Annotated in this window: 20 protein-coding genes; 9 read left to right on the top strand and 11 right to left on the bottom strand. The window is 63.9% G+C overall.

The genetic code is table 11. The features are described 5' to 3' along the window. Nucleotides 1-23: 23 nt before the first annotated feature. The 3 genes from ACGYLI_RS12390 (at nt 24) to ACGYLI_RS12400 (ending at nt 3,498) form a co-directional block, all read left to right on the top strand. Nucleotides 24-1,337 (top strand): lactate racemase domain-containing protein, encoded by a 1,314-nt coding sequence (locus ACGYLI_RS12390; protein WP_394419415.1) that lies wholly within the window; start codon nt 24-26, stop codon nt 1,335-1,337. Further along, a complete protein-coding gene (locus tag ACGYLI_RS12395) occupies nt 1,337-2,518 on the top strand; it encodes a LarC family nickel insertion protein (protein ID WP_394419416.1) in 1,182 nt (393 codons plus the stop codon). The genes ACGYLI_RS12390 and ACGYLI_RS12395 overlap by 1 nt, the downstream gene beginning before the upstream one ends. A 71-nt stretch (nt 2,519-2,589) precedes the next feature. After that, nucleotides 2,590-3,498 (top strand): LysR family transcriptional regulator, encoded by a 909-nt coding sequence (locus ACGYLI_RS12400; protein WP_394419418.1) that lies wholly within the window; start codon nt 2,590-2,592, stop codon nt 3,496-3,498. Here the strand turns inward: ACGYLI_RS12400 and ACGYLI_RS12405 are convergent, their stop codons facing one another. Then, nucleotides 3,499-4,224 (bottom strand): SDR family NAD(P)-dependent oxidoreductase, encoded by a 726-nt coding sequence (locus ACGYLI_RS12405; protein ID WP_394419420.1) that lies wholly within the window; start codon nt 4,222-4,224, stop codon nt 3,499-3,501. Nucleotides 4,225-4,311: 87 nt separating this feature from the next. Here ACGYLI_RS12405 and ACGYLI_RS12410 point away from each other — a divergent pair, with 87 nt between their 5' ends. The 3 genes from ACGYLI_RS12410 to ACGYLI_RS12420 are packed head-to-tail and all read left to right on the top strand — an operon-like array spanning nt 4,312 to nt 6,224. Next, the gene (locus ACGYLI_RS12410) at nt 4,312-5,175 is read left to right on the top strand and encodes a 3-hydroxyacyl-CoA dehydrogenase NAD-binding domain-containing protein (RefSeq protein WP_394419421.1); all 864 of its coding nucleotides are present in this window, start codon (nt 4,312-4,314) and stop codon (nt 5,173-5,175) included. A gap of 24 nt (nt 5,176-5,199) precedes the next feature. Further along, nucleotides 5,200-6,027, top strand: a complete 828-nt coding sequence (locus tag ACGYLI_RS12415) for a 3-keto-5-aminohexanoate cleavage protein (RefSeq protein ID WP_394419422.1) — start codon at nt 5,200-5,202, stop codon at nt 6,025-6,027. Nucleotides 6,028-6,065: 38 nt separating this feature from the next. Next, entirely contained in the window at nt 6,066-6,224 is a 159-nt protein-coding gene (locus ACGYLI_RS12420) for a peptidase M23 (RefSeq protein WP_394419423.1), read from the top strand. Nucleotides 6,225-6,238: 14 nt separating this feature from the next. Here ACGYLI_RS12420 and ACGYLI_RS12425 read toward each other — a convergent pair whose 3' ends face one another. Together ACGYLI_RS12425 and ACGYLI_RS12430 are read right to left on the bottom strand one after the other, a co-directional pair. Then, the gene (locus tag ACGYLI_RS12425; RefSeq protein ID WP_394419424.1) at nt 6,239-6,817 is read right to left on the bottom strand and encodes a DUF1190 domain-containing protein; all 579 of its coding nucleotides are present in this window, start codon (nt 6,815-6,817) and stop codon (nt 6,239-6,241) included. A 39-nt stretch (nt 6,818-6,856) separates the two neighbouring features. Continuing rightward, the gene (locus ACGYLI_RS12430; RefSeq protein ID WP_394419425.1) at nt 6,857-8,083 is read right to left on the bottom strand and encodes a glutathionylspermidine synthase family protein; all 1,227 of its coding nucleotides are present in this window, start codon (nt 8,081-8,083) and stop codon (nt 6,857-6,859) included. A gap of 245 nt (nt 8,084-8,328) precedes the next feature. On the opposite strand from ACGYLI_RS12430, the gene ACGYLI_RS12435 reads away from it, so the two are divergent. The 3 genes from ACGYLI_RS12435 to ACGYLI_RS12445 are packed head-to-tail and all read left to right on the top strand — an operon-like array spanning nt 8,329 to nt 12,004. Further along, nucleotides 8,329-8,835: a 2Fe-2S iron-sulfur cluster-binding protein gene (locus ACGYLI_RS12435; RefSeq protein ID WP_394419426.1), complete on the top strand. Its 507-nt coding sequence runs from the start codon at nt 8,329-8,331 to the stop codon at nt 8,833-8,835. Further along, nucleotides 8,832-9,818: an FAD binding domain-containing protein gene (locus ACGYLI_RS12440; RefSeq protein WP_394419427.1), complete on the top strand. Its 987-nt coding sequence runs from the start codon at nt 8,832-8,834 to the stop codon at nt 9,816-9,818. Before ACGYLI_RS12435 ends, ACGYLI_RS12440 begins: the two co-directional genes overlap by 4 nt. After that, nucleotides 9,815-12,004, top strand: a complete 2,190-nt coding sequence (locus ACGYLI_RS12445) for a molybdopterin cofactor-binding domain-containing protein (RefSeq protein WP_394419428.1) — start codon at nt 9,815-9,817, stop codon at nt 12,002-12,004. Before ACGYLI_RS12440 ends, ACGYLI_RS12445 begins: the two co-directional genes overlap by 4 nt. Nucleotides 12,005-12,060: 56 nt before the next feature. Here ACGYLI_RS12445 and xylB read toward each other — a convergent pair whose 3' ends face one another. The 8 genes from xylB to ACGYLI_RS12485 form a co-directional block, all read right to left on the bottom strand. After that, nucleotides 12,061-13,503, bottom strand: a complete 1,443-nt coding sequence (gene xylB, locus ACGYLI_RS12450; RefSeq protein WP_394419429.1) for a xylulokinase — start codon at nt 13,501-13,503, stop codon at nt 12,061-12,063. Nucleotides 13,504-13,565: 62 nt separating this feature from the next. Beyond that, the gene (locus tag ACGYLI_RS12455) at nt 13,566-14,513 is read right to left on the bottom strand and encodes an ABC transporter substrate-binding protein (protein ID WP_209219132.1); all 948 of its coding nucleotides are present in this window, start codon (nt 14,511-14,513) and stop codon (nt 13,566-13,568) included. A 33-nt stretch (nt 14,514-14,546) separates the two neighbouring features. Beyond that, nucleotides 14,547-15,545, bottom strand: a complete 999-nt coding sequence (locus tag ACGYLI_RS12460; protein WP_067263827.1) for an ABC transporter permease — start codon at nt 15,543-15,545, stop codon at nt 14,547-14,549. An 11-nt stretch (nt 15,546-15,556) separates the two neighbouring features. Then, complete coding sequence (locus ACGYLI_RS12465; protein ID WP_394419430.1) at nt 15,557-17,074, bottom strand: sugar ABC transporter ATP-binding protein; 1,518 nt, start codon at nt 17,072-17,074, stop codon at nt 15,557-15,559. Beyond that, the gene (locus tag ACGYLI_RS12470) at nt 17,071-18,207 is read right to left on the bottom strand and encodes a Gfo/Idh/MocA family protein (protein WP_394419431.1); all 1,137 of its coding nucleotides are present in this window, start codon (nt 18,205-18,207) and stop codon (nt 17,071-17,073) included. Before ACGYLI_RS12470 ends, ACGYLI_RS12465 begins: the two co-directional genes overlap by 4 nt. Further along, nucleotides 18,207-19,262 carry a sugar phosphate isomerase/epimerase gene (locus ACGYLI_RS12475; protein WP_322329830.1) on the bottom strand — a complete coding sequence of 352 codons (1,056 nt, stop codon included), beginning with the start codon at nt 19,260-19,262 and terminating at the stop codon, nt 18,207-18,209. Before ACGYLI_RS12475 ends, ACGYLI_RS12470 begins: the two co-directional genes overlap by 1 nt. A gap of 22 nt (nt 19,263-19,284) precedes the next feature. Beyond that, entirely contained in the window at nt 19,285-20,580 is a 1,296-nt protein-coding gene (xylA, locus tag ACGYLI_RS12480; protein ID WP_394419432.1) for a xylose isomerase, read from the bottom strand. After that, nucleotides 20,573-21,634: a LacI family DNA-binding transcriptional regulator gene (locus tag ACGYLI_RS12485; RefSeq protein WP_394419433.1), complete on the bottom strand. Its 1,062-nt coding sequence runs from the start codon at nt 21,632-21,634 to the stop codon at nt 20,573-20,575. Before ACGYLI_RS12485 ends, xylA begins: the two co-directional genes overlap by 8 nt. Nucleotides 21,635-21,758 lie beyond the last annotated feature (124 nt).

The following is a 21,758-nucleotide window of genomic DNA, read 5'->3' on the forward strand; positions in this document are numbered from 1 at the left end:
AGATGTCGAAGGGGACAACGCAGATGAAACCGAACTATGTGAAACTGGTCGAGGATACGCCGCTGCCGCGCATGGCGCTTTGCCGTCAGACCTTTGCCGCGACCCAAATCGACGACCCGCGCGCCGCCGTGGCAGAGGCGATGCAGGCCGATTGCGCGGGCAAGATCAAGCCGGGCATGTCCATCGCCATCACCGCAGGCAGCCGCGGGCTGGCGAACCTGCCGGAACTGCTGGCAGCCATCGTGGCCGAGGTCCGCGCGCGCGGGGCGCATCCCTTCGTCGTGCCCGCCATGGGCAGCCACGGCGGCGCCACCGCAGAGGGGCAAACCGCGCTGCTGGCGAAACTGGGCGTGACCGAAGAGAGCCTCGGTTGCGAAATCCGCTCGTCGATGGAAACCGATGAGATCGGCGTGCTCGACAACGGCATGTCGGTGCGGATGGACCGCCACGCCAATGCCGCCGATGGGATCATCCTGTTCAACCGGATCAAGCCGCATACCTCCTTCCGCGCGCCGAACGAAAGCGGGCTGGCCAAGATGCTCTCAATCGGGTTGGGCAAGCAATCGGGGGCCGAAACCTGCCATTCGCGCGGGATCGACAACGTCGGCATCTTCGTGGCCAAAATGGCGCGCATGAAGCTGGAACGTTGCAAGGTGCTTTTCGGGATCGGCACGATTGAGAATGCCTATGACGGGCTGGCGCAGGTCGTGGCGCTTGACAGCGACGGGATGTTGGAGGCGGAAGCGCCCTATCTGCAAGAGGCGATGCGCAACATGCCCCGTCTGCCGCTGGGGCCGCTGGATGCGCCTTCGGCCTCGGGCGATCTGGATGTGCTGGTGGTGGATGAGATCGGCAAGGAGTTCTCAGGCACCGGGATGGACCCCAATATCACCCATCGGTTTTCGAGCGAGAAGATGCAGGTCCATCTGCATATCTCGCGGCTGGTGGCGCTTGGCCTGTCGCCGCGCAGCAATGGCAACGGCAATGGCGCGGCGCGGGCGGATGTGATCACGCAGCGGTTGGAGCAGGATTTTGACCGCGAGGCGGTCTACGCCAATGCCATCACCTCGCAGGTGCTAAAACAGTCGAAAATCCCGATGGTCATGCCCTGCGACCGCACCGCGATTCAGACGGCGGTCAAGACCTGCGGGGCCGAGGATATCACCAAGGTCCGGCTGCTGCGCATCCCCAACACGTTGAAGCTTGAGTATCTCTATGCCTCCGAGGCGATGCTGCCGGAACTGCGCGACCGTCCGGGGCTGGAGGTGATTGGCGATCTGCAAGAGATGCAGTTCGACGGCGGCCTGCTGCGCAACCCTTGGCCGGAGGGGCATTGATGCAGGGGCAGGGGCTTCACCTACACCTCGACCCCGTTGGCGGAGCGGCGGGGGATATGTTCATCGCAGCGATGCTCCATGCCTTCCCCGATCTGGCCGAGCGCGCCTTGGCCGATGTCGCCGCCGTGCTCCCCGCCGAGGTGGGCCATGCGGAACTGAGTGAACATGTCGCCTCGGGCATCACGTCGCGGCGGTTTGAACTGGTGCTGACAGCACCCGACGCGGGCAGGCGGCACGGGGCCGAGACGACCTATCGCGTCATGCGCAACTTGCTGGAAAACGCACCGCTGTCCGAGGGCACGGCGGAGGCCGCCTGCGCGATCCTTCACCGGATTGCCGAGGCCGAAGCGCAGGTGCATGATATCCCCATCGACCGGGTGCATTTTCACGAGATCGCGGATTGGGACGCGCTGATGGATGTCACCGCCGCGGGCAGCATCTGCGCCGCGCTGGCGGGAGCGACCGTCTCGCTAGCAGCACTGCCCCTCGGCGGTGGGTTGGTCGAGACGGCGCATGGCAAACTGCCGGTGCCCGCGCCCGCCACGGCGCTGATCTTGCAAGGCTATGACTGGCATGACGACGGCGTGCCGGGCGAGCGGGTGACGCCCACGGGGGCCGCGATCCTTGCCCATCTCACCGGCGGTAGCCCCATCGCCAGCCGTCCACCGGGGCGGCTGCGCTGTACCGGATCGGGCGCGGGGATGCGGGTGATGAAAGGCCTGCCGAATATCCTGCGGGTCAGCGTTTTTGACACCGCCACGGCGGGGATCGCGCAGGACAGTCTTGTGCAATTCGCCTGCGATATCGACGACATGACGGGCGAAGAACTGGGCGCGGCGGTGGATCGGTTGCGCGAGATGGAGGGCGTGGTCGATCTCATGATGTTCAGCGGGCAGGGCAAGAAATCCCGCCCCGTCACGCGGCTTGAGTTGCTGGTCCAGCCGCAAGAGGCTGAGGCGGTCGCGGCCCGGGTCTTCGATCTGACCTCGACCCTCGGCCTCCGCCGCAGTCTTGTCGACCGGCTGATCCTTCCGCGGGAAAGCGATGACAGCGGCCCGCTTCGGCGCAAGCGTGCGCAGCGCCCCGGTGGGCATGAGACGGTAAAGGTCGAAAGCGACGATCTGGCTGAGGCCGAGACCCTGCACGCCCGCCGCAGCCGCGCGCGCGCGGCGGAGGTGTAGGGGCCGGTGATCTAACTTGCTTATCACCGGCGCGCGTGTGAAAACCCTCTGACGTCAGTTCAGGGGGCCGCATGGAAACGCCACTCACCGCCACGTTGCGCCAGTATGAGGTCTTCGTCGCCATCGCGGAAACGCTGCATTTCGGTCAAGCGGCGGCCGCGCTCGGCGTGGCGCAGCCGGCGCTGACACAGCAGCTCAAACATCTCGAAACCGCCTTTGGCGGTGAGCTTCTCTTTGACCGCAACCGCCGCCGGGTGATGCTGACCGACTTCGGCAAGTCGCTGCTGCCCGAGGCCCGCGCGCTGCTGCAACAGGCCCGGCGGGTCGAGGCATTGGCCGAAGCGGCGCGCAACGGTCAGCGCGGGCGGATCGAATTGGCCTATGTCGGCTCGGCCTCCTACGCGGGGATCCTCGGGCGGCTCCTGCGCGAATTGCGCGCGGGCGCGGCAGAGGTGGATCTGATCCTGCGGGAGTTGGATATGGACCTGCAAATCGCCGAGATCGTGGCGGGCAGGCTCGACGCGGGTTTCGTGCGCCTGCCGCTTTCCGGCGTGCCAGAGGATTTGGCCACCCGCGCGGTTCATACCGAGGATATCCTGCTGGCCGTGCCGCCCGATCACCGCCTTGCCGAGGTGCCCTCCGTTGCCATGGCGGCGCTGCGCGAGGAGAGTTTTATCTTCAGCCACCTTGGCCCCGACATGGGCTTTGCCGCCTGCGCCTATCAACTCTGCGCCGATGCCGGTTTCGCCCCCCGCGTGGCCCATCGCGCGCCGCAGTTCACCGCCATCGTGAATTTCGTCTCGGCGGGTCTCGGGGTGGCTTTCGTCCCCGCCTCCGCCGCGCGGATGAAGGATGCGGGCGTGTCCTTCCTGCCGATCCGCGACGCCAAAGTGCAAAGCCGGATCGGGCTGGCCTATCTGCGCAATGCGCGCAATCCGGTTCTGCGCCGGCTGCTTGAGGCCCTAGAGCCCGAGGGCTGATTACCCGACCGCCGTGCCACCACAGACAAAGACCGTCTGCCCAGTGATAAAGCCACTGCGCGGATCGGCAAAGAAGGACACCGCCTGCGCCACGTCTTCAGGTGTTCCCATCCGGCCCATCGGCACCGCATCGACAATGGCGCGGGTTTCCGGCGCGTCTTCCGGGTTGTTCTCCCAAAAGGCGGTGGTGGCGATGGGGCCGGGGGCGACGCAGTTCACGGTGATCCCGTCGCGCGCCAGTTCCAGCGCCCAAGTCCGCGCCATTGACTGGATCGCGCCCTTGCTCGCGGAATAGAGCGTGCGGTCGATCTTGCCCTTGGTCACGCGGCTGGTGTTCATCACGATCCGCCCAGCCCCCGCCGCGCGCATCCCCGGCACGACCAGTTTCGCGGCCAGAATGCTGGGGCGCAGGTTCAGATGCATGATGGGGTCGAAATCGTCGAGGGCGACAGCGTCGAAAGATGCAGGTTTCACGATGCCGACGTTATTGACCAGACAGGTGACCGGCCCCTGCGCGAGGATGCGTTGGAGGGCAGCCGTGGTCGCCCCGATGTCCGTCAGATCCACCCGCTGCGCATCCGCCCGAAGCGCGGGCTCTTCCGGTTCTTCGATATCCAGCACGAAGACACGCCAGCCGTCCTCACGCAGCCTGCGCGCGATGCCAAGGCCGATGTTGCGCGCCCCGCCGGTGACGAGCGCATGGCGCGGAGAGGGGTCTTGGGTCACGGGGCGGCATCCTTTTTCCTATTCGCTGTTTACTTATCACTACGCTCTGGTGATAAGTAAACAACTGATATCCGGGAGGGGGATCACATGGCCAAAGGCATCATCATCGTGGGGGCGGGCACGATGGGCCAATCCATCGGCAGGCTCTTTGGCCAGCACGGCTGGACGGTCCAAGCGGTCGACCCGACCGAGGCCGCCCGTGAGGCATTTTTGGCCACGGTCCCGGGGTCGACCGCCTGCACCGCGTTGGAGGAGGCAGGGCAGGCCGATGTTGCATTGGAATGCGTGCCGGAAGACCTCGCGCTGAAACGCCGTGTGCTCGCCGCTTTGGAGGGGGCCGTGCCGGAGGGTGCGCCGATCTTGTCCAACACCTCTGGCCTGAGGTTGGAAGAGATGACGACGGATATGGCTCGGCCCGAACGCGCCGTGATCACGCATTTCTTCAACCCCGGCGATGTGATCCCCGCCGTCGAAGTCGTCGCTAGCCCGGACGCGCCCGAGGGGCTTTGCGCCGAGGTCATGACCCTGCTGCGCGGGTTGGAGCGGCGTCCCGTGCGGCTGGATCACGCGCCGCCCGGTTTCGTGGCCAATCGCATTCAGCATGCCATCATGCGCGAATGTCTGCATTTGGTGGACCAAGGGGTCGCCAGCCCGGCGGAGATCGACGAGATCGTGCAATGGTCCGTCGGCGTGCGCATGGCGCTTTCCGGCCCGTTCCGCCAGCGCGATCTGAACGGGCTGGGCACCCATCTGAGCATCGCCGAATACCTCTACCCAGACCTTTGCGACCGGCACGACCCTTCGCCCAGTCTCACCGCATTGGTCGAGCGGGGGCATCTTGGCAAGCGCAGCGGCAAGGGGTTCTACGACTGGCCCGAGGGGGAGAGCTCAGGCCCGACGGAGGGAGCCCTCCGCCGTGTCATCGCCCTTGCCCGCGACAGCGCCGATTGATTTTCCAGAAAGCCGAGGACACCCATGACCGATAACCCAGCCATCATCTGCGTGGCCATCACCGGATCGCTGCCGACCAAGGCCGACAACCCGGCGGTGCCGATCGACATTAGCGAGCAGATCGAAAGCACCCATGCCGCGTTCGAGGCCGGGGCGACGATCTGCCATGCCCATGTGCGCACCGCCGATGGCACCCCCACGGCGGACCCCGACCGTTTTGCGCGGCTGCAAGAGGGGCTGCGGGAACACTGCCCCGGCATGATCGTGCAATTCTCGACCGGCGGGCGTTCGGGCGCGGGCAAGAACCGGGGCGGGATGCTGCCGCTGCGGCCCGACATGGCCTCGCTTTCGGTGGGGTCGAACAACTTTCCCAACCGCGTCTATGAGAACCCGCCCGAGCTTGTCGATTGGCTGGCGGAAGAGATGATGACCTATAGCGTGCTGCCCGAGATCGAAGTCTTTGATCTCAGCCACATCCTACAGGCCAAGGCGATGGCCGAAGCGGGCAAGATCCCGGCCCGGCCCTATATCCAATTCGTCATGGGCGTAAAAAACGCCATGCCAGCGGATCGGGAGGTTTTTGATTTCTATATCAAAACCGTCAAACGGCTCTTCGGCGATATCCCGTGGTGCGCCGCCGGGATCGGGCAGCATCAGGCCGAGTTGAACGCATGGTGTGCCGCCGCGGGGGGCCATCTGCGCACGGGGCTGGAGGATAATATCCGGCTGGACAAACAGACCCTCGCCCCCTCCAATGCCGCCCTCGTGACCCGCGCGGCCGAGATCTGCGCAGAGGCCGGTCGCCCCGTCGCCACCGCGCAGCAGGCGCGTGAGATTCTGGGGCTGGCCTGAGGCCGCCCGGTCCACCGTGATAGATCAAGGAGATCGAGATGAAGAAACTGACATTCGCCCTCGCCACCTTTGCCGCACCGTTGGCGGCGCATGAGGGCGCGCATGTGCATCCCCATGGCAACGATCCCTTCTGGGCGGTGGCGATGCTGTCGCTAGCGATCTTGATCCTTGCGGCGGCGGTGCTGCGCCGCAAGTAAGGCGTCAGCGCCGATCAGCCACCAAAGCCGCGCGATCCGCCCGCCCGGCCAAAGCCGCCGCGCGATGCGGCGGTGGCGCGGGTCATCGGTGTTTTGCCGATGGTGGTGCTGGGGCGGGTAAATTGCGAGGTGCTGAGCTTGGCCGCACCGCGATTTGTCGAATAGGTGCTGGAGCGCGCGGCATTGGTAAAGCGCCCATCGGAGGTTTTGTAAAGCGGCTGCGCCGCCGCCATGCCGGCGCGGTTGCTCATCATATTGCCGATCAGATAGCCCGCCAGCAGGGGCATGAATATGCCGCCCGATCCGCCTTGGGTCGCTGTCTCTTCCGAGCCGCAGGCGCCTGCGCCATGCTGTTCTTCGCAGACCTCAAGACTGTCGTAGCGCGGTGCGGATTCCACATGAAGGGTCTGGGCCGCGTCAAAGGCGGTTTGGCATTCCTGTTCGCTGTACATGCCGCCACGGGCGGCGTCGGCAAGACAGCTTTGCAGGTCGGGGAAGGCGGCGGCGTCGACCTTTTCCTCCTCACAGCCGGCAAGGGTGAAGGCGGCGGCGCCGACGATGGCGATGGAAACCCGTTTCGAGCGTTTGGTCATGATGGTCGTCTTTCTGCCAAGGGGCGGCGGAGCGGTGGGCTATGCCAGAATGTAGTGCGGTTTGAAGCGTGACAAATCCTGCGTGATGCGCGATCGGTCTTCGCGGATGCCGATGCCCGCGCAGGTCTCGCCCACGATCCACGAGCCGATCACCGGGCGGAAGCCGTCGAAGGTGGGCAGCGGGGCATAGGCCTGCACGATGCGCGGATGTTCGGCGTAGTCGGCGTTTTGCGACTGTTCGATCACCTTGCCAGATTGGTGGATCGTGACCGACGCCCCCTCGCGCGAAAGGATCGGCTTGCGCACATGCGCCTCGGCCAGTTCCGCCGCGGCACGGTCAAAGGCGTCGGCGCAGGCGGGGGCGGCGGGGCCGCGTCCGGCGAGCGCATCGGCCACATCGGCCTCGAAAAACGCGGGCAGCAGATTGGGGTGGCCTTCGAACATCTGCCATAGCACCGGCAGAAGGCCCTTGTTGGACAAAAGCGCTTTCCACGCAGGCTCCAGAAACAGACAGCCCGACCCTTGGATATGGGCGGCGTAGTCGTCGCGCAGCAGGTCTTCCCAAGGGTAGAGTTTGAACAGAACGGCAATGCGGCGGTCTTGATCATCAAGGAAGTGGCCATCGTCGCTCAGCCCGATCTTGTCGAGATCGCAGTAATGCGCGCCCAGCCCCGCCTCCCGTGCGGCCCAGCCCATGGCTTCGACAGTGCCGTAGTCTTCGGGGTTGTCGGCCACGGCGGTGAAATGCAGATCGCTGTCCGGCGCGAAGACATCGCCAAAGCGGGCGACCAGCGCCTCATGGATCCCGTTGAACTGATCCGTGCCCTCGGACAATGCGCCCGCTTTCAACTGGTCCTCAAGCCACTGCCACTGAAAGGCCGCGCTTTCGTAAAGCGAGGTCGGCGTGTCGGCGTTATATTCCAACAGTTTGGCCGGGCGCGTGCCGTCATAGGCCAGATCGAAACGGCCATAGATCTCAGGATCGCCCCGGCGCCAGCTGTCGGCCACAAGGTCGCGGTGGGCATCTGGAATGGCGAGGCGGGTCATCAACTCTTCGCTGGCGATGATCTTGGCCACGGCCTCGCGGCACATGGCGTGAAGCTCGGTCGAGGGGTCTTCGATGTCATTCTCGATCTGGGTGAGGGTGAATTCATAGGCCGAGGTTTCGTCCCAATAGGGTTCGCCATGCATATCGGCAAAGGTAAAGCCCACCTCTTGCGCATGGGCGCGCCAGTCGGGTCTTTCGGGCAATGTGATCTTTTGCAACGGTTCGCTCCCCCGGTTTCACCGTCGCTTCTAATCGGCTTTGGGCCAAGCGGCCAGAGGGGGCGGCGGATGGACGCGGCTGTGCTGCTTAAAGCCCCGTAATCATGGTTATGTAACTAAAGTACGCTGCCCCAGCTCCACCGGCCACACCCGCTTGCCGCTCATCCGCGCCGCCCTACGTCCCGAGGAAGCCGATAGCCGGAGGGGTCTGCCCCTCCGCCCCCATTTAGCCAAAGGAAATTGCCGTGGAAACGAATCTGACCATCAATGGCACGAAGCAGCGGCTGGATCTCGATCCCCGCACGACGCTGCTGGATGCGCTGCGCCACCATCTTGGACTGACCGGCAGCAAGAAGGGCTGCGATCACGGGCAATGCGGCGCCTGCACGGTCATGGTGAACGGTCGCCGGATCAACGCCTGTCTGACATTGGCCTGTATGCATGACGGCGATGAGGTGACCACCATCGAAGGCATCGGAGCGCCCGGCAACCTTAGCCCGCTGCAAGAAGCCTTTGTCAGCGAAGACGGGTTCCAATGCGGCTATTGCACGCCGGGGCAAATCTGCTCGGCCACCGCGATGCTGAAAGAGATCGCAGAGGGCTGGCCTAGCCATGTGACCGATGACCTGAGCGGCAAGCCTGCGCTGACGACGGAAGAGATCTCGGAACGGATGAGCGGCAACCTCTGCCGGTGTTCGGCCTATCCCAACATCGTCGAGGCGATCCGAAAAGCGGCGGGAGAAAGCGCATGAGACCATTCGACTATACCCGCGCCGAAAATACCGAAGCCGCCGCGCGGCAAGCAGCCAGCGGTGGCACCTTCATCGCCGGGGGCACCAACCTTCTCGATCTGATGAAGCTGGAGGTCATGACCCCCGAGGCGCTGATCGACATCAACCGGCTCGACCTTGGCGAGATCGAAAAGACCGAAGATGGCGGGCTGCGCATCGGGGCCTTGGTGACCAACAGCGATCTGGCCAATGACGCCCGTCTGCGCAAGGGCTGGCCCGTGCTGAGCCGTGCGTTGCTGGCCGGGGCCAGCGGACAGTTGCGCAACAAGGCGACAACGGGCGGCAATTTGCTGCAACGCACGCGGTGCCTGTATTTTTACGACCGCGCCATGCCCTGCAACAAACGCGAGCCGGGCACGGGCTGTTCGGCGAAGGAGGGGTTCAACCGCATCCTTGCCGTCTTGGGCACCTCGGAGCATTGCATCGCCACCCATCCCAGCGACATGGCCGTGGCCATGCGGGCGCTCGGGGCCGAGGTGGAGACGCTGAAAGAAGACGGCAGCACGCGCCGGCTGACGCTGGATGAACTTTACCTGCTGCCCGGAGAGCGGCCAGACCAAGAGACCGTTCTTGAGCCGGGCGAATTGATCACCGCCGTGGTGCTGCCTGCGCCGGTGACGGGCAACCAGACCTATCGCAAGGTGCGGGACCGGGCTTCTTATGCCTTTGCCCTCGTCTCGGTCGCCGGGATCGTCGAGATGAAAGGCGGGCGGATCACCCGTGCCGATCTGGCCTTTGGCGGGCTGGCGCCGAAACCTTGGCGCAATGCCGAGGTGGAGGATCTGCTGACCGGCAACGCGCCTTCCGAAGACCTTTTCAACAAAGCCGCCGATCTGCTGCTGGCCGAGGCCAAGGGCTATGGCGCGAATGATTTCAAAATCCCCCTCGCCCGCCGCACGCTGGTGTCGGTGCTGAACGAACTTACTGCGGAGGCCCAGCAATGACCGAGCAATTCAAGATGGACGCCCCCGCCACCGCCCGCAGGCTCGATGATATGGCGCAGGGTCTTGTCGGTGCGCCGCTAGACCGCCCCGAGGGTCCGCTGAAAGTGACCGGCACGGCGACCTATGCCAACGAATGGCAGGTCGAAGGCATGGTGCATGGCGTCATGGTCCGCGCGCCGGGCAATAGTGGCCGCGTGGTCTTGGCCAACCGCGATGCCGTGGCGAATATGCCGGGCGTGCTGGCCGTGATCCAAGACGCGCGCCTGCTGCGCAATCCGGCCCAAGGCACCGCGAACCAAGCGCCGATTCAAGGGCCGGGAGAGGCCGCCTACCTCGGGCAATTGATCGCGGTGGTGGTCGCGGAAGAGTTCGAACAAGCCCGCCATGCGGCACAATCGCTGAAGGTGGAATTGGAAAACGGCGAGGTCATGCCGGTCGATCCCGCCACGGCGGCGGTCGAGCCGCAGGAGGCGAAGACGCTGGATCAGGGCGATCTGGAGGGTGCTATGGCGCAGGCCGCTTTCTCGGTCGATGTGACCTATACCACCCCCTCACATTCCAGCACGCCAATGGAGCCGCATGCCTCAATCGCCTCATGGGACGGGGAAGACCTGACCCTGCGCGGCAGCTATCAGATGCTGAAATACAACCGCAATGAACTGTCCGATGCCTTGGGCATCCACCCCGACCGGCTGCGCATCCTGTCGCCCTATGTCGGCGGCGGCTTCGGGTCGAAACTCGGCATCGCGCCCGAGGCCGTCGCGGCGGCGATTGCCGCGAAAGAGGTGGGCCGCCCGGTCTCTGTCGCGCTGCATCGCCAGCAGGTCTATGAGGCGACGATGCGCCGGTCCGAGACCACGCAGCGGGTGCGCCTTGCCGCTGATGCCGAAGGTCGGCTGACCGGGCTGGGCCATGACGCGCGGGTGTCCAACCTGCCCGGAGAGAGCTTTGCCGAGCCGGTCTTGCAGGCGTCGCATTTCCTCTATGCCGGGGCGAACCGCAAGATGTCGATGGATTTGGCGCGGGTGCACCGGCTTTGCGCAGGCTCCGTCCGCGCGCCGGGCGAGGCGGTGGGCGTCACCGTTTTCGAAGGCGCGATGGATGAGCTGGCCGATAAGATCGGGATGGACCCGGTCGAATTGCGCCGCCGCAACATCCCCGAGAAAGACCCCGAAAGCGGCAAGGAATTCTCCTCTCGCCGTTTCCGAGAGGCGCTCGACAGCGGGGCCGAGACATTCGGCTGGGCCGATCGCCCGGGCGTCAAGGAGCGGCGCGAGGGGGAATGGCTGATCGGCTATGGCATGGCCTCTGCCGCGCGGGTGAACGTGTTGATGGAGAGCCAAGCCCGCGTGACGCTGATGCCCGATGGCCGCCTGCGGGTCGAAACGGATATGACCGATATCGGCACCGGCACCTATGCGATCTTGGGCCAAATCGCGGGCGATATGATGGGTCTGCCGCGCGATGCTGTCGATGTGGTCTTGGGCGATACCTCCCTGCCCCCGGCTTCCGGTTCCGGCGGGTCATGGGGCGCGTCGTCGAGCGGCACCTCGGTCTATCTGGCCTGCGAGGCGATCCGCAGACAGCTCGCCGCGCGGCTGGAGGTGGAAGAAGGTGACCTCATGCTCAAGGACGGCATGGCGACCTTTGACAACCAGACCCGCAGCCTGAGCGATATCCTGAACGGGGATGAGATTGCCAAAGTGGGTCACGTCCAGCCCGGCGATACTTCTGAGGCGGTGCGGCAGGCCACCTTCGGGGCCTATTTCGCCGAGGTCGCGGTGCATGCCGCCTCGGGCGAGACGCGGGTGCGGCGGATGCATGGCACCTTTGCCGCCGGTCGGATCCTGAACGCCAAAACGGCGCGGTCGCAATGTCTGGGGGGCATGACCTTTGGCATCGGCATCGCACTGACCGAGGAGTTGGCCTTTGACCCGCGCGACGGCCATGTGGCCAACCACAACCTCGCGGAATACCACATTCCGGTGAACGCGGATGTGCCGCAACTGACCGTCGATCTGCTGGAGGAACGGGACGATTGGGCCAATCCGCTACAGGCGAAAGGGATCGGCGAATTGGGTATCTGCGGCGCGGCTGCGGCGATCACCAATGCGATCTACAACGCCACCGGCGTGCGGGTGCGCGACTACCCTGCGACCTTGGACAAGGTAATTGCTGGGATGTGAATGGCAAAGGGGCGGCGTGATGGGCCGCCCCTTAATGCCTGTCTTGCGCTTGATGCTTACGGCGTCAGCCGCTTTTCCCAAGCCGCGCGGTATGCGGCATAGCGTTCCGCATAGGCTGCCGTAAGCGCGGGGTTGGGCGCAATGCTTTTGCGTATCTTCGGGGGGCGGATCACTTTGCCCTCCGCCTCGCCACAGCCCAACATCGCCAGTCGCGCCGCGCCGAGCGCCGCGCCCTGCGCGCCGCTTTCGGGCACGTCGAGGGTCAGCCCGGTGATGTTGGCGATCATCTGCAACCATGTCTCCGACTGGCTGCCGCCGCCCGCCACGCAGACCCGTTCGGGCAAGGAACCACAGTGGTCGAGGGCGCGACAGCAGTCGGCAAAGGCGAAGCCCACGCCCTCCATCACCGCCTGCACCATATCCGGCAACCCATGCGCGCGGCGCAGCCCGTGAAAGGCCCCGGCGGCATCGGGGGCGTTATGCGGCGTCCGCTCGCCTGAGAGGTATGGAAGGAAGGTGATCGCGGAAGGCTGTTGCAGGTCCTGAACCATGCCCGCCAAGGTCGCCGGGCTTTGCCCCGTGATCTGGCCAAGCCATGCCAAAGCGTCGGTGGCCGATAGGATCACCCCCATCTGGTGCCAGGTTTTCGGCACCGCGTGGCAGAAACTATGCACCGCGCTTGCGGTGTTGCTGGCGAAACGGTCGGTCACGGTGAAAAGCACGCCAGAGGTGCCGAGCGACAGAAACCCCTGCCCCGGCTGCACCAGCCCCAGCCCCACGGCGGTGGCGGCATTGTCCCCCGCGCCGCCCGCGACAGTGACGTTGCCGACACCCCACTCAGCGGCAAGTTCGGCCCGAAGCCCGCCCGCCCGCGCGCTGCCTTCGACCAATCGCGGCATGTGATCGCGGCTAAGCTCCGTGGCGGCGAGCAGTTCATCCGACCAATCGCGTTTTTCCACGTCGAGCCAGAGCGTCCCCGCCGCGTCGGACATTTCCGAGACATGCTCCCCCGTCAGCCAAAGACCGACATAGTCCTTGGGCAGCAGGACCTTGCGGACCTGCGCGAAAATCTCCGGCTCATGTTTCTGCACCCACCGCAGCTTGGGCGCGGTGAAGCCCGCCATGACGATATTGCCACCCAGCACGCGAAAATCGGCGCGTTCTTCCAGTTCCGCGCATTCGGCATGGGCGCGGCCATCGTTCCACAGGATCGCCGGGCGCAGGGGCTGATCGTTGGCATCCAGCAGCGTGGCGCCGTGCATCTGGCCCGAGACGGCAATGCCGCGCAGCGCCGCAAATGCCTCCGGGGCCGCGGCGCGGACCTCGGCGATGGCGCTCTCGCAGGCGGTGATCCATGAATGGGGGTCTTGCTCGCTCCACATCGGGTGCGGGCGCTGAACCTCCAATGGGGCATGACCCTCGGCCGAGGGCCGTTGGCCTTCGTCGATCAAAAGCGCTTTGACGCCGGAGGTGCCAAGGTCCAAGCCGAGATAGGTCATGCGGTACTCGTTACTTCACAAATGAGAGGGAGCCACCGGCAGGCTGCCGGTGGCCTTGGCCATTAGAACGGGCTGTCGGGATAGTAGAAATCCATCGCGTTCTCTTGCGTCACCAGCACCGAGCCGATCACGAAAGTGCCCGAGACCGGCGCGTTGGAGGTGAGGCCCACGGCGGTCAGTTCAATCGCGGTGGCGATCATCGACGGCGGGTAGGTCACATTGGCCGGGATCATCTCATCGCCATCGGCGGTGCGCTTGATCATCTCTTTCATACCGGCCCCGCCGAGCACGAATTTCACATCGTCACGCCCCGCCGCTTCGATCGCGGCCAGCACGCCAATCGCCATATCGTCGTCTGAGGCCCAAACCGCGTCGATATTGGGGTATTTCGACAGGAAATCCTGCATCACGGTAAAGCTGTCGTCGCGGTTCCAGTTGCCATGCTCCATGTCGAGCACATTGATGCCGGAGCCTTCGATCGCCGCGTTGAAGCCCTCGACACGCTCGTTGTCGATGGTGGTGGGGATGCCGCGCAGCACGACGATGTCGCCGCCATCGGGCATTTGCTGGGCCATGAATTCACCCGACACCTTGCCAAAGCCGCTGTTGTCGCCCGCAACGTAAAGGTCTTGGATTCCCTCAACGGAAAGGCCACGGTCCACCACGGTAACCCATGCACCGCTGTCGGCAACGGCTTGCACCGGCGGAGTCAGCGGGTCGGATTCAAAGGGCAGCACCACCAGCGCGTCGATGTTGCGCGTGGCGACCATGTCTTCGATGTCGTTCACCTGTTTGCCGGGGTCCGACGCGGTGGCGAGAACGAAGTCGAGATCGGAATAAACCTCTTCCAGACGTTCGACGGTTTCCTTGGCGTGGAAGTTCATGCCCCCCGCCCAACCGTGGGTCGCCGCCGGGATCGACACGCCGATGACTTTGGTGTCTTGGGCAAAGGCGGCGGTGCCAACAGCCGTGGCCAGCGCGGTGGCAATGAATGTCTTGGTAAATGTCATATTTGCTCCTCCCATGAAGCGTTCAACTACGGCTTAAAGCGCCGTCTTCCTTTCGCGCTGTAGGATCACAGCGAGAATGATGATAATCCCTTGGATCGCACCGTTCAGATAGGGCGACACGAAATCGGTGAGGTTCAGGATATTGCCGATCAGGCTGAGGATCAGCACGCCGATGACGGTGCCCCAGACCCGACCGAAACCACCCTTGAGCACGGTGCCGCCGATGATCACGGCGGCAATCGCCTCCAACTCCCACAGCACCCCGGTGGAGGCCGAGGCCGAGCCGAGGCGCGGCACATACATGATCGTCGCAATGCCCACCAATATGCCCAATGCGGCATAGGAGATCAGACGGGTGCGATTGACGTTCACGTTGGAATAATGCGCCACATGTTCGTTCGACCCGGTGGCGGCGCAGTGGCGGCCATAGACGCTGCGCGACATGATGATCTCACCAATGATGACCACCAGCGCGAAGACGATGATCGGCCAGCTGATCCCAAGGATGCCATCGAAATAGACGGGCCGGTAAAAGCTGCGCAGACCGAAATCGAGCGACAGGGTGCCGCCATCCGCCAGCCAAGTCACCAGCGAGCGGTAGATGCCCATTGAACCGAGCGTGACGATGAAGGCTTCGATGCCGAGGGCGGTGATCAAAAAGCCGTTCAACAGCCCCGCCAGCAGCCCCGCGACGATGGCCGTGAACATGCCCAAGAGGATGATCGGCACGCCGACACCGAGGCTCGGTAAAGCGGCGTTCATCACCAAGATCATCAACCCCGCGATAAAGGCCGCCATCGACCCCACCGACAGGTCAAGCCCGCCCGCCGTGATGACAAAGGTCATGCCCACCGCGATGATCCCGATAAAGGCCGAGCGGGCGAGGACGTTGGTGATATTCGCCGCACTCAGGAAGTTGGAATTCAGTGCCGTGCCGATCAGCAGCAGAACGATCAGCGCGATGATCGGCCCGAGGACAGACATCGACGGCATCCGGAAGCTTTTGGTTTGAGGTGTGGTTACATCTGTCATCTTCGGTTTCCTTAGGCCGTCATCGGCATTTGTTCGGCGCTCAGCCCCATGGAGAGGCGGACAATCGCGTCTTCTGTGATCTCGCCCGCGTTCAGCGTGCCGCTGACCTCGCCCAAACGCATAACCATCACGCGGTCGGCAAGGCCGATGAGTTCGGGCATCTCGGAGGTGATCACGATAATGGCGTGGCCCTGATCGGCTAGTTTGCGCAGGAAGGCATAGATTTGCTGCTTGGTGCCGATGTCGATGCCGCGGGTGGGTTCATCGACGATCAGGATGCGCGGCTCGGAGAGCATGATCTTGGCCAGCAGCAGTTTCTGCTGGTTGCCGCCCGACATATTGCCGACCCGCACATCACGGCTGCCCGCGCGAATGTCGAAATCGCCAATGGCCTCTGTCAGGGCGGTTTCCTCTGCGTTGCGGTCGATCAGGAAGCCGCCGAATTTATGCAGGTTTTGAAGGGTTAGGTTCTCACGCATGCCGCGTTCCAGCAGCAGACCGCGCAGCTTGCGATCTTCGGTCAGATAGCACAGCCCGGCCTGTTGCGCGTCGCTTGGCCGCTTGAACTGCACCGGCTCCCCAAAGAGCGTGACACGCTCGGCATTTGCCGGGCGCAGCGCGGCCAGGCCTTCCATCACCTCGGTCCGGCCAGAGCCGATCAGCCCACCCAGCCCAAGGATCTCCCCCTGTCGCAGCGAAAAGGACACATTGCTGGCAAAGCCCGGCACGCTGAGGTTTTCGACCGAGAGCATCTCTGGCGCGTCCTCCTCCACACCGGGTTTGGCGGGGTAGAGGTCAGAGACATCGCGGCCCACCATGGCGGTGGCCATTTCGTCTTCGGTGATCTCAGAGGTCGGGCTGGATTGCACCACCGCGCCATCGCGCATGATGGTGACATGGTCCGAGATCTCGGCCACTTCGTCCAATTTATGGGAGGTGAACAAGACCGCCGTTCCCGCCGCGCGCAGGGCCGCGACCTGTTTGAACAGCACATCGGTCTCGCGTTTGGTCAACACCGCCGTCGGCTCATCCATGATCAACACCCGCGCATCGCGCGACAGGGCCTTGGCGATCTCGACCATCTGTTTGTCGGAATTCGACAGGCGCGAGACCAGCGCATCCGGAGAGACGTTGCAGGCCACCCGATCAAGATAGTCCCGCGTGCGCCGCCGCATCTCGGCCTTGTCGAGCAGCGGCCCGCGTTTCAACTCGCGGCCCAGAAAGATGTTCTGCTCAACGGTCAACTGCTCCGCCAAGTTGAACTCTTGGTGGATCATCACGATCCCGGCCATCTCGCCCTCGTGCAGACTGTCGAAACGGACCGCTGCACCGTCAAGTTCGACAGCACCTTTCGAGGGCAGTTGATAGCCCGCCATGATCTTCATCGTCGTCGATTTGCCCGCCCCGTTCTCACCGATCAGCGCATGAACGGTCCCCGGCTCTAGTGCGAGGGTCACGCCGTGCAGCACTTCGATCGAGCCGAAGCTCTTGCTCACGTCGCGCAGGGCAAGAACGGGGGTGGCACTCATAGCTTGGTCCACGCCGCATCATTGGCCGAGGAGGTGACGCAGGCGTTGATGAAACGCATCCCCGCCATGCCCGCCGTGATGTCCGGCAGCACGCCCATGGCGCTTTCGCGGCTCGCCCCGCCCTGCACCGCGCGGATCGCATCGGCGGCCTCGTTATAGATCGTGGCAAACCCTTCGAGGTACCCTTCGGGGTGGCCACCGGGAATGCGGCTTACCGATTGCGACGCCTCAGACGCCCCTGCCCCGTTGCGGGTGATCAGACGCTTCGGCTCTCCCAAAGGCGTGAACCACAGGTAATTGGGATCCTCTTGCGACCATTCCAAACCGCCCTTGTCGCCATAGATACGCAGCTTCAGCGCGTTCTCATTGCCGGGGGCAACTTGGCTTGACCACAGCATGCCGCGCGCGCCACCGGCGAACCGCAGCATCATATGGGCGTTGTCATCCAGCTTGCGCCCCGCGCCCCAGCATTGCAGATCGGCGGCAAGGCTTTCGACCTCCAGACCGCTGACAAAACAGGCGAGGTTATGGGCATGGGTGCCGATATCGCCCACCGAGCCGCCCGCGCCCGAGCGTGCGGGATCGGTGCGCCACTCGGCCTGTTTGACGCCTTCGTTCTCCGCTGGGGCAGTCAGCCAGTCCTGCGGATATTCCGCCTGCACGATGCGGATCTCGCCCAGATCGCCTGCCGCGACCATTTCGCGGGCTTGGCGGATCATCGGATAGCCGGTGTAGTTATGGGTGAGGATGAAAAGTGCCTCGGCCTCCGCGACGCTGGCCGCCAACGCCTCCGCATCCTCCAGCGTGGAGGTCAGGGGCTTGTCGCAGATCACATGGATGCCCTTGGCCAAGAACGCCTTCGCGGCAGCAGCATGGACGTGGTTGGGCGTGACGATTGAGACCGCCTCGATCCCGTCCTCGCGGGCGGCTTCTGCCTCGGCCATCTCTTCGAAACTGCCGTAGGAGCGCGGAATGCCCAATGCCTCCGCACTGGCGGCGGATTTCTCGGGGGTCGAAGACAGCGCGCCTGCCACCAGATCAAACCGGTCGTCAATGCGCGAGGCGATGCGGTGCACCCCGCCGATAAAGGCGTCATTGCCGCCGCCCACCATGCCAAGTCGAATACGTGCCATCAGTCGATCCCCAGCATCTTGCGGTTTGCCGCCTCATCGGTGCCGCCATCGGCGAAGTCGTCAAAGGCTTTGTCGGTCACGCGAATGATGTGATCGGAAACGAATTGCGCCCCCTCACGCGCCCCGTCTTCGGGATGTTTGAGGCAGCATTCCCATTCCACCACGGCCCAGCCATCGAAATCATTCGCCGCCATTTTGGAAAAGACAGCGCCGAAATCAACCTGCCCGTCACCCAGCGACCGGAACCGCCCGGCGCGGTCTGTCCAGCTTTGATAGCCCGAATAGACCCCCTGACGGCCCGTCGGATTGAACTCCGCATCCTTGACGTGGAACATCTTGATCCGGTCTTTGTAGATGTCGATGTTATCAATGTAATCAAGACATTGCAGGACGTAGTGGCTGGGATCATAGAGCATGTTGGCCCGCGCGTGATTGCCCGTACGCTCCAAAAACATCTCATAGGTGATGCCGTCATGCAGGTCTTCGCCGGGGTGGATCTCATAGCAGACGTCGACGCCGCAATCCTCGGCATGGTTCAAGATCGGCAGCCAACGCGCGGCGAGTTCGTCAAAGGCCGTCTCAATCAGCCCCGCCGGGCGCTGCGGCCAAGGGTAGACATAGGGCCAAGCCAAAGCGCCCGAGAAGGTCGCATGCGCCCCGATCCCCATGTTCTTGGAGGCCGAAAGCGCCAGTTTGACCTGCTCGACCGCCCATTCCTGCCGCGCCTTGGGATTGCCGCGCACTTCTTCGACGGCGAATCCGTCAAAGGCCGTGTCATAGGCCGGATGCACGGCGACCAACTGGCCCTGAAGGTGGGTCGAAAGCTCGGTCACCTCCACGCCGTTTTCGACCGCCTTGCCCTTGAACTCATCGCAGTAATCCTTGCTCGACGCCGCCTTGGCCAAATCGATCAGCCGCGCGTCCCAACTGGGCACTTGCACACCTTTGTAGCCACAATCGGCAGCCCATTTGGTGATGCTGTCCCAAGAGTTGAAGGGCGCGTCATCGCCCGCGAATTGCGCCAGAAACAGCGCCGGTCCCTTGATCGTCTTCATAATGTTCCTCCCTTTCCCCGGCTCAAACGAACCGGTTCACGATGTTCTCCAGAATTTCCTGCCGGCCCGAGCGGGGCTGCGGGTTAATGCCGTCTTGGACGACCTGCGCGGCGATCGAGGCCAGATCCCCCTCCAGCATCGCCTTGGCCTTGGGCGTCTCCCACCCCGCGTAGCGCTCGGCGCGCATGGCCTCAATCGTGCCATCCTCCAGCATGGCGGCGGCGGCTTTGAAGCCCCGCGCGCAGACATCCATCGCGCCCGCATGGGCCGCAACCAGATCGACCGGATCGAGCGATTGCCGACGCAGCTTGGCGTCGAAATTGGTGCCGCCGGTGGTGAAACCACCCGCCTTCAGCACCTCGTAATAGGCCAGCGCCACTTCGGGCACGTTGTTGGGGAATTGATCCGTGTCCCAGCCCGATTGATAGTCGTTGCGGTTCATGTCGATCGAGCCGAATATCCCCAAGGACGCGGCCAGCGCCAGCTCATGTTCGAACGAATGGCCTGCAAGGATCGCATGGCCCTGTTCGATGTTCATCTGAACTTCGTTCTCCAGCCCGAATTCCTTGAGGAAACCATAGACCGTGGCGACATCGAAATCATACTGATGTTTAGTCGGCTCCTGCGGCTTGGGTTCCACCAGAATGGCGCCTTCGAAGCCGATCTTGTGTTTGTACTCCACCGCCATCTGCAAGAAGCGCCCGGCCTGCTGGCGTTCGCGTTTCAGGTCGGTGTTGAGCAGCGTCTCATAGCCCTCGCGCCCGCCCCAGAGGACGTAGTTCTGACCGCCCAACTTATGGGTCGCATCCATGCAGGCTTTGACCGTGGCGGCGGACCAAGCGAAAATCTCAGGGTCGGGATTGGTGGCCGCGCCCGACATAAAGCGCCGGTGACCAAAGAGGTTCGCCGTGCCCCAAAGCAGCTTGGTTTTGGAGCCTTCCATCTTGGTGCCGAGATAATCAACGATCTCTTCGAAATTGCGCAGGCTTTCGGCGAATGTATCCCCCTCGGGGCGGATGTCGGCATCGTGCCAGCAGAAGAAGGGCGCGTTCAGCAGATCGAACATCTCGAAGGCCACATCGGCCTTGAGCTTTGCCAAATCCATCGTGTCACCGAACCACGGGCGATCGAAGGTCTGCCCGCCAAAGGGATCGCCGCCCGGCCATGCGAAGGAATGCCAATAGGCCACGGCGAAACGCAGGTGATCTTCCATCCGTTTGCCCATGACGATCTCGTCAGGGTTGTAGTGGCGAAAGGCCAGATCGGCTCCCTCGGGATCATAGGTGAGGGGCTTTATATCTTTAAAGAAATCAGTCATCTATCTTGGCCTTCATCTTATCGGTCAATGTGTCGGCGGGCAGATTGTCCCGCACGTAAATCGTCGGCACGAGGTCCGGCATCGGCGGCAATTCCTTTTGGTCGATCAGCGCCCGCAAGACGGTGAAGGCGCGGTTGATCTCGACATCCGGGCGTTGGTCGATCACCAGATCGATATGCCGATCAAGCAGCGCCTGACGCGAATGCGCGACCAGTTCATGCACCACGCAGAAAGGCCGTGTGCCCCGCCCCTCTTGCAGGGCGGCGATCAACCCGCTGTTGCCCGCGCCCACGTTGTAAAGTGCTGTCAGCTCCGTCTGGCCGAGCGCCTGACGCGTCTGCGCGTTCAGCACCTGCGCGTCGTCCTTCGTCATGATCGGATCCAGCAATTCAACCTGTGGGAAATCGGCCTGCAACACTTCGCGAAAGCCGGTCAGACGCTCTGCGTGGTCGCGCGCGTCCAGCGAGCCTGCAAAGGTCTGCACCCGCCCGCCCTGCCCGCCATGGGCAAGCCCCACCATACGCCCCGCCGTGCGCCCGGCGGCGATGTTGTCGATCCCGATATAGGCGGCGCGGGCGGCCTGCGGCAGGTCGGAGACGAGGCCCACCACGGCCACCCCCTTTTCCCGCAGGGCGGCCAAAGGCGCCTCAAGCGCGGCGCTTTGCAAGCCGACGATGGCGACACCGTCGAAATCCCGTTCCAGCAGGTCCGAAATGCTGTCTTGCAGCCCTTCGACGGCGAAGGCCGCGACCTCGATCACCTCGGCGGTGACGCGTTCGGTGGCCTGATGGGCGGCGGTATGTTCGATGTGTTGACGGATGCGGTTGAAAAAGGCGTTGGAGCCGCGGGGGATCAGGAAAGCGAGCCGGTAGACCCGCCCGCGTGACAGGTTCGCCGCGGCGACATTGCGTACATAGCCAAGCGCCGCGACCGCTTCGCGCACCTTGGCGATGGACTTTTCCGCCACGTTGCCGCGGTTGTTGATCACCCGGTCCGCGGTGGCATAGCTCACCCCGGCAGCGCGTGCGACATCGCTTAACGTCGGACTTGTCATGGCCCCTCCCCCGCGCGCTGGCCCTCCCAGCCTGCGCATCTCGGGGCCTATCTAGGGGGATATTTTGATATACGTCAATCATTTTTGATAGACGTATATCATTTTTCGGGAATAGGGCGGGGCG

Source organism: Sulfitobacter sp. 1A13421, from assembly GCF_043557285.1.
Lineage (GTDB): Bacteria > Pseudomonadota > Alphaproteobacteria > Rhodobacterales > Rhodobacteraceae > Sulfitobacter > Sulfitobacter faviae.

Bases quoted from the DNA above. Each gene is read 5' to 3' on its own strand.
- ACGYLI_RS12425 (WP_394419424.1), bottom strand. From the start codon at position 6,817: ATGACCAAACGCTCGAAACGGGTTTCCATCGCCATCGTCGGCGCCGCC.
- ACGYLI_RS12390 (WP_394419415.1), top strand. From the start codon at position 24: ATGAAACCGAACTATGTGAAACTGGTCGAGGATACGCCGCTGCCGCGC.
- ACGYLI_RS12445 (WP_394419428.1), top strand. From the start codon at position 9,815: ATGACCGAGCAATTCAAGATGGACGCCCCCGCCACCGCCCGCAGGCTC.
- xylA (WP_394419432.1), bottom strand. From the start codon at position 20,580: ATGACTGATTTCTTTAAAGATATAAAGCCCCTCACCTATGATCCCGAG.
- ACGYLI_RS12410 (WP_394419421.1), top strand. From the start codon at position 4,312: ATGGCCAAAGGCATCATCATCGTGGGGGCGGGCACGATGGGCCAATCC.
- ACGYLI_RS12420 (WP_394419423.1), top strand. From the start codon at position 6,066: ATGAAGAAACTGACATTCGCCCTCGCCACCTTTGCCGCACCGTTGGCG.
- ACGYLI_RS12460 (WP_067263827.1), bottom strand. From the start codon at position 15,545: ATGACAGATGTAACCACACCTCAAACCAAAAGCTTCCGGATGCCGTCG.
- ACGYLI_RS12455 (WP_209219132.1), bottom strand. From the start codon at position 14,513: ATGACATTTACCAAGACATTCATTGCCACCGCGCTGGCCACGGCTGTT.
- ACGYLI_RS12415 (WP_394419422.1), top strand. From the start codon at position 5,200: ATGACCGATAACCCAGCCATCATCTGCGTGGCCATCACCGGATCGCTG.
- ACGYLI_RS12470 (WP_394419431.1), bottom strand. From the start codon at position 18,207: ATGGCACGTATTCGACTTGGCATGGTGGGCGGCGGCAATGACGCCTTT.
- ACGYLI_RS12485 (WP_394419433.1), bottom strand. From the start codon at position 21,634: ATGACAAGTCCGACGTTAAGCGATGTCGCACGCGCTGCCGGGGTGAGC.
- ACGYLI_RS12400 (WP_394419418.1), top strand. From the start codon at position 2,590: ATGGAAACGCCACTCACCGCCACGTTGCGCCAGTATGAGGTCTTCGTC.
- ACGYLI_RS12475 (WP_322329830.1), bottom strand. From the start codon at position 19,262: ATGAAGACGATCAAGGGACCGGCGCTGTTTCTGGCGCAATTCGCGGGC.
- ACGYLI_RS12465 (WP_394419430.1), bottom strand. From the start codon at position 17,074: ATGAGTGCCACCCCCGTTCTTGCCCTGCGCGACGTGAGCAAGAGCTTC.
- ACGYLI_RS12395 (WP_394419416.1), top strand. From the start codon at position 1,337: ATGCAGGGGCAGGGGCTTCACCTACACCTCGACCCCGTTGGCGGAGCG.
- ACGYLI_RS12440 (WP_394419427.1), top strand. From the start codon at position 8,832: ATGAGACCATTCGACTATACCCGCGCCGAAAATACCGAAGCCGCCGCG.
- xylB (WP_394419429.1), bottom strand. From the start codon at position 13,503: ATGACCTATCTCGGCTTGGACCTTGGCACCTCCGGCGTCAAAGCGCTT.